This window comes from Bradyrhizobium archetypum (genome assembly GCF_013114835.1).
Taxonomy (GTDB): domain Bacteria; phylum Pseudomonadota; class Alphaproteobacteria; order Rhizobiales; family Xanthobacteraceae; genus Bradyrhizobium; species Bradyrhizobium archetypum.
Genome location: NZ_JAAVLW010000004.1, coordinates 651,825 through 664,095 on the forward strand (window position 1 = coordinate 651,825; position 12,271 = coordinate 664,095).

Below are 12,271 nucleotides of genomic sequence, written 5' to 3' on the forward strand. Positions count from 1 at the left end.
TTGCGCTCCAGTCCCGCGGATCGATTCGAATTGTGGAAGGCGCGATGAGGCTGGCAGCTGCTTATGACCTCGACCGCACCCGGACCTTGCGCTGAGCAAGGTCACCGGTCTGACCCGGTGGCGTCATGCTCCTCTCCAAGAGTTGGCCAACGGACCTCATGTCCGCTCTCGCTGCGTGTCGTCTCGATCATTTAACCGGGGCGCCAATACCTGCGAAACAGGGAGCCGAACGCTCCGTGACTCCGGCAGGTGCAGCGTGTGAAATGCTGCGGCAGATGCTCGCCGGTGTCAAGCCGTCCTCAACGGTAAGTGGCATGGCCGGTTCCCGGGAACAGCGTCATAGCTTTGTTTGGCGGTAGTCGCGTAGGTCGGGATCGTGAGTCATCGCCCAGTAATCCACAAACCGCCATGGCATCGCCGAGAAAACCCGCCCCTGCTTGTTACGGTAATAGGTCGTCATGCCTGGATGAGTCCAGATTAATTGCTCATGCTCGGCGTCCACTTTCTTGACGTACTCATCGTGCGCTTCCGAACGGACGTCGATCGCAGCGATGTCCTGTTCGATCATCTCGATGAGGCAAGCCGAGATGTAGCGGCTCTGGCATTCCGACTGGAAGATTACGCTGCCGCCATGCGCAGGACCTGAATTGGGACCGAGCATCACGAAAAGATTTGGAAAGTCAGGTACGGTGAGTCCGAGATAAGCGGTCGGATTGTCGCCGGCCCAGGCCGCCCTCAGATTTTTTCCACCACGTCCGGTGACGTTGAGGCGGGCGGCCATCTCCGTGACCTTGAAGCCGGTCGAGATGACGATGATATCCGCCGGCCGCAACTTTCCGTCTGAAGCGACAATGCCATCACGTGCGAAATGATCGATCTTGTCGGTGACCAGTTCGACATTCGGCTTCGTCAGCGTCTTGAACCAGTTGTTGTCGAGCAGGATGCGCTTGCCATAGGGCGGATAGGTCGGCACGCATTTCTCAATCAGATCCGGACGGTCCTTCAATTCCGACAGGATGAAATCGGTCAGCTCCTCGCGATGCCGGTCATTGCCTTTATTGACCGCGCGTTCGGGATGCGGCCAGTTCGGATCCTTGCGAAGGAAGGGCAGCAGGCCGTCGCCATAACGCCAGAACATGTTGAAGCGATACCACTGCACATAGAACGGAAGATGCGCTAGCAGCCACCGCGCTCCTTCGGTGATGGGGTCGGAGTAGCCTGCAACCGGACGCGCCCATTGTGCAGTCCGCTGATAGACGGTGACCGAGGCTACCCGATCCGCGATCGTCGGCACTAGTTGCATGGCGGTAGCACCGGTGCCGATGACGGCGACGCGCCTGCCGTCGAGCTTGATGTCATCCGACCATAGTGCGGAGTGCAGAACCAGGCCCTTGAAATCCTTCTCGCCGTTGAAGTGTGCGGGGTGAGGGTCGTTAAGCTGACCGATCGCGCTGACAAGAATGGTCGATTCAAATATCTCCTCGCCACTGGCGGTCGTCAATGTCGATATCCACCGCTGCTTGGTTTCATCCCAGCGCGATGATGTCAGTTCGGTGTTGAGCCGCAGATGTTTTCGAATGTCGTATTCGAGCGCGACTTTCCTGAGATAGTCGAGCAACTCCTGGCGCTGGGCGAAATGGCGCGTCCACTGATTCCGGCGGCCGAATGAAAAGGAGTACGAATGGTTCGGCGTGTCGACGCCGCAACCGGGATACCGATTAACATACCAAGTGCCGCCGAGCTCGTTATTCTTCTCGACGATGGTGTAGGGAATGCCGAGCCGGCCAAGAGCGACGCCGAGCGCGATGGCGCAGACGCCAGCGCCGACGATCAGCACGTGCTGCCGCGCCAGCTTCTCGTCCGACGGCGGTTTGCTCCAGCGCGCATCACGGGGAATAAAGCCCATTTCCTCGCGCATCAGCGGTGCATATTCCGGCGCGACGTTCTCGCCGAGCGTGGCGCGCATCATCTTCAGCATCAGTTCGTCACCGGGATCGTTGATGACAGGCTTCGGTTCGCCGTTCGCAAACAGCTTCAAGATGGCCGCGCGGATCTCGGCCTGGATTTCCGGGGACACGCCGGCATGCGGGTCCGGTATCAGGCGCACGTCGCGCTTCGGCTTGTAAGGCGGTTCCAGCCAGCGTTCGTCGCCGGTCATGTGCACCAGCACCATCAGCAGCACACGGATATCACCCTCGGCGATTGCCGACGATAGATCGAGTTTCTTGCGCGGCAGCCCGATATTCATGCTGGTGTCCTCGTTTACGCGCCTGATACTTCCGGCAGACCGCCATAGGCGGCCCAGGTGGTGCCGGCGATATAGCCGGCATCGACGGGAAGATTGATTCCAGTGACGCCGCTGCTCATCGGCGAAAGCAGCCATGCGATAGCCTGTGCCACCTCTATCGGCTCGACCAACCGGTTCATCGCGGTCGGACTCTCGGCCGATTTTCTGTTCAGCGCGCCCGAGGCGATGGCGGCTTCCAGCGCCGCGGTGCGGGTGAAGCCCGGCGAGACCGCGTTGATACGGACGCCGCGACGGCCCCATTCGGCAGCCATGGTCTGCGTGATCTGAATCACGCCGGCTTTCGCGGCGGTGTAGGCATGAATCGGACCTGAGGTCATGCCGGCAACCGAGGCGACATTGACAATCGCGCCGTGACGGCGCTCGGCCATCTTCACGCCGACGCTGCGGCTCACGAGAAAGGTGCCGCGAAGGTCGATATTGACCTCGCGGTCCCATTGCTCCATCCGCACGTGCTCGATCCGGTGCATCTTGCCGAACACGCCGGCAGCATTGACGAGGCCGGTGATCGGGCCATGCGCTGCCTCAATGTCAGCAATGCTGCTGACGACGGCGCTTTCGTTCGCGACATCGAAAGGCGCAGGCCACAGGATGACTCGCGTTCCAGCCAACGGTTCCGGCGCAATATCGACAATCACGACCTTTTGGCCTTGTTCGGCGAGAAGCGTTGCGGTCGCCGCGCCAATGCCGCGGCTGCCGCCGGTAACGAGGACGATGCCTTCAGCGGTCATGGCTGTTTCCCTTATCCGGTGTGAACAGGCCGCGGGTAACCAGCTTCCGGTAGGCGGAAATAACATGCTCAGGCGCGGCCGTGACGCTGTCGCCGACATAGGAGTAGCGGCGGCTCAGGTAACCGCGCGCGCCCATCAGCATGTGAACGATGGCTTCGAACTCCTCGTCGCTATAATCCATGATCGCGCCGGCCTGACGCGCACGCTTGAGGATGCGCACATAGGCGGTCGCGATATTATCGAGATGTTTCTGGTAGCCAACGGGTGCGAAATATTCGGCCTCGTTGAGGATGCGCAAGAATTCCGGCACCTCGCGGATGAAATCGAAGAAGGCGCCGAACCGTTCGATCTCCTGCCTGGCCGCATGCGCTGTTCCCGTGCGCTCGCGGATGAAGTGAACCATGTCGATGCCGATCTTCGGCAGCAACTGGTCGAGCAATTCCTGGCGGTTCTCGAAGTGATTGTAGAACGTGCCCTGGGCGACGCCGGCTTTTTCGGTGATGCGGGCGACGGAAGCTTCCGCGTAACCATACTTGCCGACGACCTTGGTGGCGGCGTCGAAGATCTTGCGCTTAGTCCAGGCGTTACGCTCGACCCGGTTGAGCTTGGTCACCTTGCCCGATGCGGCTTGCGATGATTGCGTCATGCGTGGGCTTCCAGTTCGGCGCGCAGCACGCGCTTGAGGACTTTGCCGGAAGGGTTACGGGGCAGGCTGTCGCGAATGATCAACTGCTTCGGCACCTTGAAACTGGCGAGATGCGCGCGGCAGTGCTCGGTGAGATCGGGCAATTGCAGGGTGGCGCCATCCGAAAGCACCACGATCGCGACCGGCTTTTCGCCCCAGCGCTCGTCGGGCATGCCGATCACGGCGACCTCGCGCACCTGCGGCAATTCGTAGATGATGCGCTCGACCTCGGAGGAGGCGATATTCTCGCCACCGGAAATGATCATGTCCTTCTTGCGGTCAGTCAGATAGAGGAAGCCGTCTTCGTCGAGATAGCCGACGTCACCGCTGCGGAACCAATCGCCGAAGAATGCAGCGGCGGTTCTCTTGGGATCCTTCCAGTAGCCTTGCGTGACCTTCGGTCCGCGCAGGCAGATCTCGCCATGCTGGCCGGGCGGCAGGCGATGGCCTGCCTCGTCTCGGATTTCGATTTCGACATGGGCGACAGGACGGCCGGTCGAGCCGATCTTTTCGATCTCGTGGCCGGCTTCCATGAAGGTGTCGCCGCCACAGGTTTCCGTCAGGCCATAGGCGTCGATGTAGCGCGCATTCCTGAAATAATTGGAAAAGGCGCGGATGCGCGCTTCCGGGGTTCTCTCGCCGCCGCCGATCGCCCAGCGCAGGCTCGAGACATCGTAGCGGTCGCGGGTCGGGCAGGCGAGGATCGCGGTCGTCATGACCGGCGCGAACCATGCGGCGTTGAGTTTCTCGGCCTCGATCGCGGCGAGCGCCTGCGCGGGTTCGAAGTTGCGGTGAACGGAAAGCAGGCCACCGTGCCAGAGCACTGCAATCCCCGGCAGGTCGAGCGCGCCCACATGGTAGAGCGGACCGACCACCAGCAATCGCGTCTCTGCGCTCAATCCCAGAGTCAGCGTCTGATCGGCCGACTTCCAGTACATGTTCTCGTAGCTGAGCATCACGCCTTTGGGGCGGTCGGTCGTGCCTGATGTGTACATCAGCCGCATCAGGTCGCGCGATTGCCGCACATGCATGGGGGCGGCAGCGACATCGGGCGCGAGGAGGGAAGCATTCGATTGCGCAGCCTCGTTGAGGAGGACCACCGGACCGGCGCCGGCGGCTGTGCCGGCAAACTCTTCGTCCGCAATCAGGATGCGCGCGCTGGAATTACCGACGATGTAGCCGACTTCATCGGCGGACAGGCGGTAGCTGATCGGCAGAAACACTGCGCCGATGTGGCTGGTTGCGAATGCCAGTTCGAGGAAGGCGGCGCTGTTCTTCATCAGCACCGCGACGACATCGCCAGGACCGATCCCGCGCGAGACGAGCCATCCGCCGACCCGCCGGACACGGTCGTCGAACTGGCCATAGGTGATGTCCTCGCCGCGATATTTCAGCGCACAGCGATTGGGCGTTCGCCTGGCATGAAACGCGATGAAGCTCGAAAGATTGATCATTTCCCGTTCAGCGAGGCCAATTCCGCGGCTTTCCCGCGTGATGAATTCTGACTCGTAATTCATCTTTGGCTTGACGTCACCCCCTTTGCTCTGAAATCCTCAAAGCGGTACGGAGACGACACGATCTCCGGCTGGGATGGGAAACGCCGACCCATAGGAGGAAGCAATGACGAGAACCCGCAAACCGGGCGTAAGCCGACGTGCGACGTTGGCGATGATGGGCGCCGGTGCCGTAACATTCGCGACGCCCCGGGTAGCGCGCGCACAAGCCAAGACCATCAAGGTCGGCATGCCGACCATTCTCTCCGGGCGCGTGGCGCAGCTCGGCACCTCCTCGCGCAACGGCGTGATGCTGGAAGTGGAAAAGGTCAATGCTGCGGGTGGCCTTGCCGGACGGCAGATCGAGATGGTGATCCGCGACTCCAAAGGGCAACCGCAGGAAGCGGCGCGCGTCGCCCGCGAACTCGTCAACACCGATGGATGCGAGATCCTGATTGACGCAGAAGCGTCGTCCGGGGCCTTCGCGGTACACGAGGTGGCGCGCGATCTCGGCGTGCTCTGCCTTCACACCAATTCGGAAACTTCGGCGCTGACCGCCGATCCCAAGCAGCACATTCCCAACGCGTTTCGCACCGCCCGCCAGGGCGTGCATGACTCGATCGTCGGTGGCAGCTATGCGGCGGCGATCGCCAAGACCAAGGGCCTGAAGAAATGGGCGACGTGTTCGCCCGACTATGCCTATGGCCGCGATACCACCGGCGAATACGTGACGTACCTGAAGCGCTTCGCGCCAGACGTCGAGATCATCAGCGAATCCTGGCCAAAGCTGTTCCAGCCTGACTACACCGAGGTGGTGACGAAGATCCTGCAGGCGAAGCCCCAGGCGCTGTATACCTGCCTGTGGGGCGGCGACCTGACGTCCTATATCGACCAGGCCAATATTTATGCGCTGTTCAGCCAGATGGAGGTGTTTGCGGTCAACATGGCCGACTACACCGCCCTGACGGTGGTAAAGAATCTGCCGAAGGGCATCCACTCCGGCAACCGCTACATTAAGACCTATCCCGCAACGCCGGAGAACGCTGCTTGGGGCGACGCCTACAAGGCAAAATATGGCGAGTATCCCACCAACTGGTCCTGGGAGAACGCAACGGCGATCATGCTGTTGGCAGAGGCGGCGAAGAAAGCCAATTCCGCCGACGGCAAGAAAATTGCGGAGGCGCTGCGCGGTCTGACGATCAAGTCGCCATTCGGCGCCGACGGCACCGTTACGATGCGCGCCGAGGACCAGACACTGGTCGGTTATGCCATCGGCTGGGGAACGACGATCCCGCAGGAGCCTTATGTGCCGCAGGTGCAGGCCGGCGACTGGAAGACGATCTTCGAGCTCGAAGCCGAGTGGAAGAAGAGCAAGGGTTACACCTGATCGATCGGCGATGACGGAGGCCGGCAAGCCGCCTCCGTCTCGTTGCGAAATTTCTCTCGCGCGCCCTCATTCCGGCGCGCCGCAATGGATGCTTCCCTTGGATCTCGACGCGCTTACCGGCTGTCTCGCCAGTTCCGCCTGCCTGGTGACGCAAACCACCAGCGGCTTGATCATCGGCATGCTGCTGTTCCTCGTCGCCGTCGGGCTGACGCTGATCTTTGGCGTGCTCAAGGTCGTCAATTTCAGCCACGGCGCCTTCTACATGTTCGGCGCCTATTTCGCGATGACGGCCTATCAGATCTCGGGAAGTTTTGCGCTGGCGATGCTTTGCGGCGCGGCGGGCACGGCCGTCCTTGGCCTGATCTTCGAGCGCGTATTCATGAGCCGGGTCTACGGCGCTGATGTGCTGATGCAACTGCTCGTCTGCTACGCTTTCGTGCTGATTTTCGACGACGTGGTGCGGATGGTCTGGGGGCCCGAGTTCAAGTCGATGGGCATGCCCGCGGCATTCCAGGTGGCGCCGCTGTTCATCGCCGGCGGCGTGGTGCCGCCGTATTATCTACTGTTAATCGGCGTTGCGCTGGCTGCTGCCGTGGTGCTCGGGCTCGGACTGGCCCGCACGCGGATAGGCAAGGTGATCCGGGCGGCCGCGCATAATCCCGGCATGGTGTCGGCGCTCGGCATCAACACCGGGCTTATCTACGGCGGCGTGTTCGCGCTGGGCGGCATGCTGGCGGGCCTTGCGGGGGCGCTTGCGGCGCCGGTGCGGTCGCTGACGCCCGGCATGGGATTCTCCGTCCTGATCGAATCCTTCATCGTCACCGTGATCGGCGGCATGGGCTCGATCCTGGGCGCGCTGATCGGTGCGCTCTTGATCGGCTTGATCCGCTCGTTCGGATCGCTCGGCTTTCCCCTGTTCACGGAAGGGCTGATGTATTTGTTCATGGTGATCGTGCTGGTGTCGCGGCCGACTGGCCTGTTCGGCAAGGAGGTCGCATGACCGAGCTGCAGGCCGAGCAGGGCGCGCAGGCGCTCGACGGTCCCCATCCCCAGGCAAAAACGCGGCGCAACCGGGAAGTTCTGATTGCGCTTGCCGTCTTTGTCGTGCTGGCGCTGTTGCCGGCGGTCTTCAGCAGCAAATTGCTGCTCGACTTCGTGATCCGCTGCGCGGCCTACGGGCTGTTCGCCACGTCGCTCAACCTTCTGGTCGGCTATACCGGCCTGATTTCGTTTGGCCACGGCATGTTCTTCGGCCTGGGCGCCTACGGCTTCGGGTTGATGATGCAGAAGACCGGCGTGCCGATCCCGGTGGCTTTCGCTGCAACGCTGACGATCACGTTTGTCGTCGCCCTTATCATCGGCGCCATCTGCGTGCGGCTAAAGGAAATCTATTTCGCCTTCGTGACCCTGGCGTTCCAGATGCTGATCCACTCGACCATCCTGTCCTGGGTCTCGCTAACCGGTGGCGATCAGGGATTGCGCGGCGGCATTCCACGGCCGCCATTTTTCGGCATTGATCTATCGAACCAATTGCATCTCTACGTCGCAAGTTGCGCGCTGCTGGTGATCGGGCTGTTCTTGATGCATCAGATCGCACAATCGCCGTTCGGCTACACGCTGCGCATGATCCGCGACAATGCCATACGCGCGAGCTTCATCGGCATCGACGTCTGGCGCGCCAAGCTGACCATCTTTGTGCTCGCGGCGCTGTTCGCCTCGACCGGCGGGATCATCATGGCGCTATTCGTCTCCGGGGCCTATCCGGAATTCGCCTATTGGACCATCTCGGGCGAGGGCATCTTCATCAACATGCTGGGGGGCGTCACGACATTCCTGGGACCGATGGTCGGCGCCGTGCTGCTCTTGATCCTCAACGACACCGTCACCCGGCTGACCGACTATCATGGCCTTGTGCTTGGCATCGTGATCCTGTTCTTTGCGATCGGCCTGCGGAAGGGCCTGATGGATTTCGTCGTCGAATGGTACGCGCAACGCCGTAACAGTGCCGGGGAGCGCGGCTAGCCATGCTGGAGATCCGCTCCCTTTCCAAGTCATTCGGCGGCGTCAAGGCGACGGACAATGTCACGCTGGATTTCGCGGACGGTTCGCTCACCGCCGTGATCGGCCCCAACGGCGCCGGCAAGAGCACCTTCTTCAACCTGATCACCGGCGCGCTGACGCCCGACGCAGGTCAGATCTTGCTCAACGGCCTCGACTTGGCCGGGCGCACGCCGCCAGAGATCGTTCGCCACGGCATCGGCCGGGCGTTCCAGGTCGCCAGCATCTTCCCGTCGTTGACGGTGCAGGAGACAATGCTGGCCGCGGTCTGCGCCGATCAGCGCCGGGCCAGCGTCCTGCATCGGCGTTTCCCTTTGGCTGAAACCCGCGACCGCGCCGAGCATGCGATGGAATTGCTGGGGCTGGCCAGCAAGCGGAACCGGACCGCAGCGACGCTGTCGCATGGCGACCAGAAGCTGCTCGATATCGCACTTGCGCTGGTGCTCGACCCGAAGGTGCTGCTGCTCGACGAGCCCACTGCCGGCATGGGCACCGAAGAGCGCTGGCGGATGATCGACAAGGTGAGGGAGCTCTGGGAGAGGCAGAAGATCACGGTGGTGTTCATCGAGCACGACATGGATATCGTGTTCAAGATCGCGCCCGAGATCGTTGTGCTCTGCTACGGCCGCATTCTTGCGGCCGGCAAGCCGGATGCGATCCGTCGCAACGAGGCGGTGATCGACGCCTATCTCGGCACCGAACATCACGCGGGAACCGCCGCATGAGCACGCCGCCGGTGGTGCAGGTCGAGGATCTCGACGTCTATTATGGTACCAGCCAGATATTGTTCGGCGTCGGCCTGTCGGTGCGCCAAGGCGAGACGATGGCGCTGCTCGGACGCAACGGCGCCGGCAAGTCGACCACCATGAAAGCTATCATGGGGCTCGCGCCGGCCCGCCGCGGCACGGTCACCTTGCAAGGCAGGGTTGTCTCTGGGCTGAAGCCGCATCACATCGCGCGCGCCGGCCTCGGCTTCGTACCGGAGGATCGCCAGGTCTTTCCCGAACACACGGTCGAGGACAACCTGGTCATTGGTGCCAAGAAGGGTCCCAATGGCGAGGACGAATGGCCGATCCGGCGCATTTTCGACGTGTTTCCGCTGCTGGAGCCGCTGCGTTACCGGATCGCGGGACGGCTGTCCGGTGGCGAACAGCAGATGCTGGCGATTGCACGCACGCTGATGGGCAATCCCGCGCTGCTGCTGCTGGACGAGCCTAGCGAAGGGCTGGCGCCGATCATCGTGCAGCGGATCGGTGAACTGTTGCGGCAACTCCGCGGTACGGGCGCGACGGTGCTGATTGCCGAGCAGAACATGCATTTTTGCCTTGGCCTTGCGAGCCACGCGACGGTTATCGACAAGGGCCAGATCGTCTACACATCCGGGATCGAAGAGCTGAAAGCCAACGAAAATATCCGTCGGCGCTACCTCGCGCTGTAGCTTTCGGCCGATCCGGAGGGACGGGATGACCGTCGATTGCAAAGGCCGGCGCGGTACGTCGGGCCGATGGAGGCAAGACATGAGCATCGACCCCGTTCGTTATTCCGTTTCGGGAAATATTGCCGAAATCATGCTGGATCGCGGACCGGTCAATGCACTCAGCATGGACCTGATCGACGCGTTGCTGGCGGCACTTTCGAAGGCGAGAGACGACGAAGCTGTGCGCGTCGTCATAATCGGCAGTGCGCACAAGGTGTTCTGCGCCGGGCTCGATCTCGACATTATTCGCGGCAAGCCTGGGATTGAGACTAAGAAATTCCTCGAACGGCTGTACTTCGCGCTGAACGACACCCAGTATCGCATGGGAAAGCCGACCATCGCAGCCGTCGATGGCGCGGTGCGGGCTGGCGGCATGACGATTGCGATCTCCTGCGACATGATCATCGCGGGCGAAGGCTGCACCTTCGGCTATCCCGAGATCGATGTCGGCCTGATCCCGGCCATTCACTTCGTGCAATTGCCTCGGCTGGTCGGCAAGCACCAGGCTTTCGGGCCGCTGTTCCTCGGCGAGCCCTTCGATGCCGCGACGGCCTTTCGGATGGGCCTGCTCAGCGAAGTGGTGCCGAAAGGCACCGCGCTTGAACGCGCGCGGGAGATTGCGGACAAGCTCGCCGCCAAATCGCCCATCATCATGAAGATCGGGCGCGATGCCTTCATGCGGGCGGTCGATGCCGATTTTCGCCGCTCAGTCGAAAATGCCGCCGAGAGCTTTGCACTCGTTGCAACGACGGAGGACTGTCAGGAAGGCTTGAATGCGTTCGTCGAGAAGCGGACGCCAAGCTACAGGGGGCGCTGATGGCTGGATTGTATTTCGAGGAGTTCGAGGTCGGCCAGGAATTCCATCACGAATTCAGTCGCACCGTCACCGAGATGGATAACACGCTGTTCAGCCTGCTGACCATGAACCCGCAACCGCTGCATATCGATGCGCATTTCGCGGAAAGCACCGAATTCGGCCAGCGGCTGTTCAACAGCATCTATACGCTCGGCATCATGATCGGCATGAGTGTCTACGATACGACGCTCGGAACGACGATCGGCAACCTCGGCATGACCGACGTCAAGTTTCCAAAACCGGTATTTCACGGCGATACGCTCAAAGCGCACACCAGGATCATCTCCAAACGCGAAAGCAAATCGCGGCCGAACCAGGGCATCGTGGAATTCGAACACACCATGACCAATCAACGCGGCGAGGTGGTGGCAAGCTGCCGCCGGACCGGCCTGATGCACTGCAAGCCGAAGGCGTAAAACCGATGCGATCTTTCCTGTTCGTTCCCGGCGACAGCCAGCGCAAATTCGAGAGTGCGAAGAAGACCGCGGCCGATGCGCTGATCCTCGATCTCGAGGATTCGATTGCGCCGGAGGAGAAGGTCGGCGCGCGGCAAACGGTACGCGAGATGCTCGATGCCAGGCATCCGAGCCAGAAGATGTATGTCCGCGTCAACGCGCTCGACACCGGCATGACGCTTGGTGATCTCGCGGCCGTCATGCCGGGCCGGCCTGACGGCATCGTGCTGCCGAAATGCGCCGGCGCTGCCGACGTCAACCGCCTTTCGCTCTATCTCGAGGCTTTCGAGGCAGCCGCCGGGATTGAACCTGGATCGACGAGAATCGTCACGGTGGCGACGGAGACAGCGAGGGCGGTTCTCAAGCTGCTCGATTTCGAGAACATGAGCCCGCGGCTGTGGGGCATGATGTGGGGCGCTGAGGATCTTGCGGCGTCGCTCGGCGCGTCGCGCAATCGGACCGGCGGCCGCTTTCATGGTCCGTTCCTCTTCGCGCGCGACCTCTGCCTGATCAGCGCGGCCGCGGCGGGCGTCGTTGCCATCGACACGATTGCGACCGATATCAACGATCTCGACGCACTCAGGGAAGAATCCATTGCCGCGCGCCAGGACGGATTCCTCGCCAAGGCGGTGATCCATCCCAAGCACGTTGACGTCGTCAATGCCGCCTTCATGCCGACGGATGAGGAAATCGCCTGGTCGGAGAAGATCGTGAAGGCGTTCAGCGAGAATCCAACGTCCGGCGTCGTAAAGATTGACGGCAAGATGATCGACAAGCCGCATCTGCGCGCCGCGGAGAAGATTTTGGCGCTGCAGGGACGATAG

At 61.8% G+C, this 12,271-nt stretch carries 12 protein-coding genes; 8 read left to right on the forward strand and 4 right to left on the reverse strand.

Going from position 1 to position 12,271, the window contains the following annotated elements:
• Positions 1–337 precede the first annotated feature (337 nt).
• The 4 genes from HCN50_RS15815 to HCN50_RS15830 are packed head-to-tail and all read right to left on the reverse strand — an operon-like array spanning position 338 to position 5,175.
• Positions 338–2,248 carry a flavin-containing monooxygenase gene (locus HCN50_RS15815; RefSeq protein ID WP_171710560.1) on the reverse strand — a complete coding sequence of 637 codons (1,911 nt, stop codon included), beginning with the start codon at positions 2,246–2,248 and terminating at the stop codon, positions 338–340.
• 14 nt (positions 2,249–2,262) lie between these two features.
• The gene (locus HCN50_RS15820) at positions 2,263–3,036 is read right to left on the reverse strand and encodes an SDR family NAD(P)-dependent oxidoreductase (RefSeq protein WP_171710561.1); all 774 of its coding nucleotides are present in this window, start codon (positions 3,034–3,036) and stop codon (positions 2,263–2,265) included.
• Positions 3,026–3,682 (reverse strand): TetR/AcrR family transcriptional regulator, encoded by a 657-nt coding sequence (locus HCN50_RS15825; RefSeq protein ID WP_171710562.1) that lies wholly within the window; start codon positions 3,680–3,682, stop codon positions 3,026–3,028. Before HCN50_RS15825 ends, HCN50_RS15820 begins: the two co-directional genes overlap by 11 nt.
• Positions 3,679–5,175, reverse strand: a complete 1,497-nt coding sequence (locus HCN50_RS15830; RefSeq protein ID WP_171710563.1) for an AMP-binding protein — start codon at positions 5,173–5,175, stop codon at positions 3,679–3,681. Before HCN50_RS15830 ends, HCN50_RS15825 begins: the two co-directional genes overlap by 4 nt.
• 166 nt (positions 5,176–5,341) lie before the next feature.
• Here HCN50_RS15830 and HCN50_RS15835 point away from each other — a divergent pair, with 166 nt between their 5' ends.
• The 8 genes from HCN50_RS15835 to HCN50_RS15870 all read left to right on the forward strand — a co-directional run bounded on the left by HCN50_RS15835 (position 5,342) and on the right by HCN50_RS15870 (position 12,271).
• Entirely contained in the window at positions 5,342–6,601 is a 1,260-nt protein-coding gene (locus HCN50_RS15835; protein ID WP_171710564.1) for an ABC transporter substrate-binding protein, read from the forward strand.
• A gap of 97 nt (positions 6,602–6,698) precedes the next feature.
• The gene (locus HCN50_RS15840; protein ID WP_171710565.1) at positions 6,699–7,601 is read left to right on the forward strand and encodes a branched-chain amino acid ABC transporter permease; all 903 of its coding nucleotides are present in this window, start codon (positions 6,699–6,701) and stop codon (positions 7,599–7,601) included.
• A complete protein-coding gene (locus HCN50_RS15845) occupies positions 7,598–8,623 on the forward strand; it encodes a branched-chain amino acid ABC transporter permease (RefSeq protein WP_171710566.1) in 1,026 nt (341 codons plus the stop codon). Before HCN50_RS15840 ends, HCN50_RS15845 begins: the two co-directional genes overlap by 4 nt.
• Before the next feature lie 2 nt (positions 8,624–8,625).
• A complete protein-coding gene (locus HCN50_RS15850; protein WP_171710567.1) occupies positions 8,626–9,384 on the forward strand; it encodes an ABC transporter ATP-binding protein in 759 nt (252 codons plus the stop codon).
• Positions 9,381–10,097 (forward strand): ABC transporter ATP-binding protein, encoded by a 717-nt coding sequence (locus tag HCN50_RS15855; RefSeq protein ID WP_171710568.1) that lies wholly within the window; start codon positions 9,381–9,383, stop codon positions 10,095–10,097. Before HCN50_RS15850 ends, HCN50_RS15855 begins: the two co-directional genes overlap by 4 nt.
• Before the next feature lie 79 nt (positions 10,098–10,176).
• Positions 10,177–10,953 (forward strand): enoyl-CoA hydratase/isomerase family protein, encoded by a 777-nt coding sequence (locus HCN50_RS15860; protein WP_171710569.1) that lies wholly within the window; start codon positions 10,177–10,179, stop codon positions 10,951–10,953.
• Positions 10,953–11,408, forward strand: a complete 456-nt coding sequence (locus HCN50_RS15865) for a MaoC family dehydratase (RefSeq protein ID WP_171710570.1) — start codon at positions 10,953–10,955, stop codon at positions 11,406–11,408. The genes HCN50_RS15860 and HCN50_RS15865 overlap by 1 nt, the downstream gene beginning before the upstream one ends.
• A gap of 5 nt (positions 11,409–11,413) precedes the next feature.
• Positions 11,414–12,271: an HpcH/HpaI aldolase/citrate lyase family protein gene (locus tag HCN50_RS15870; RefSeq protein ID WP_171710571.1), complete on the forward strand. Its 858-nt coding sequence runs from the start codon at positions 11,414–11,416 to the stop codon at positions 12,269–12,271.

Coding starts and splice junctions, on each gene's coding strand:
- HCN50_RS15850 (WP_171710567.1), top strand. CDS start 8,626: ATGCTGGAGATCCGCTCCCTTTCCAAGTCATTCGGCGGCGTCAAGGCG.
- HCN50_RS15855 (WP_171710568.1), top strand. CDS start 9,381: ATGAGCACGCCGCCGGTGGTGCAGGTCGAGGATCTCGACGTCTATTAT.
- HCN50_RS15820 (WP_171710561.1), bottom strand. CDS start 3,036: ATGACCGCTGAAGGCATCGTCCTCGTTACCGGCGGCAGCCGCGGCATT.
- HCN50_RS15870 (WP_171710571.1), top strand. CDS start 11,414: ATGCGATCTTTCCTGTTCGTTCCCGGCGACAGCCAGCGCAAATTCGAG.
- HCN50_RS15865 (WP_171710570.1), top strand. CDS start 10,953: ATGGCTGGATTGTATTTCGAGGAGTTCGAGGTCGGCCAGGAATTCCAT.
- HCN50_RS15830 (WP_171710563.1), bottom strand. CDS start 5,175: ATGATCAATCTTTCGAGCTTCATCGCGTTTCATGCCAGGCGAACGCCC.
- HCN50_RS15825 (WP_171710562.1), bottom strand. CDS start 3,682: ATGACGCAATCATCGCAAGCCGCATCGGGCAAGGTGACCAAGCTCAAC.
- HCN50_RS15815 (WP_171710560.1), bottom strand. CDS start 2,248: ATGAATATCGGGCTGCCGCGCAAGAAACTCGATCTATCGTCGGCAATC.
- HCN50_RS15835 (WP_171710564.1), top strand. CDS start 5,342: ATGACGAGAACCCGCAAACCGGGCGTAAGCCGACGTGCGACGTTGGCG.
- HCN50_RS15845 (WP_171710566.1), top strand. CDS start 7,598: ATGACCGAGCTGCAGGCCGAGCAGGGCGCGCAGGCGCTCGACGGTCCC.
- HCN50_RS15860 (WP_171710569.1), top strand. CDS start 10,177: ATGAGCATCGACCCCGTTCGTTATTCCGTTTCGGGAAATATTGCCGAA.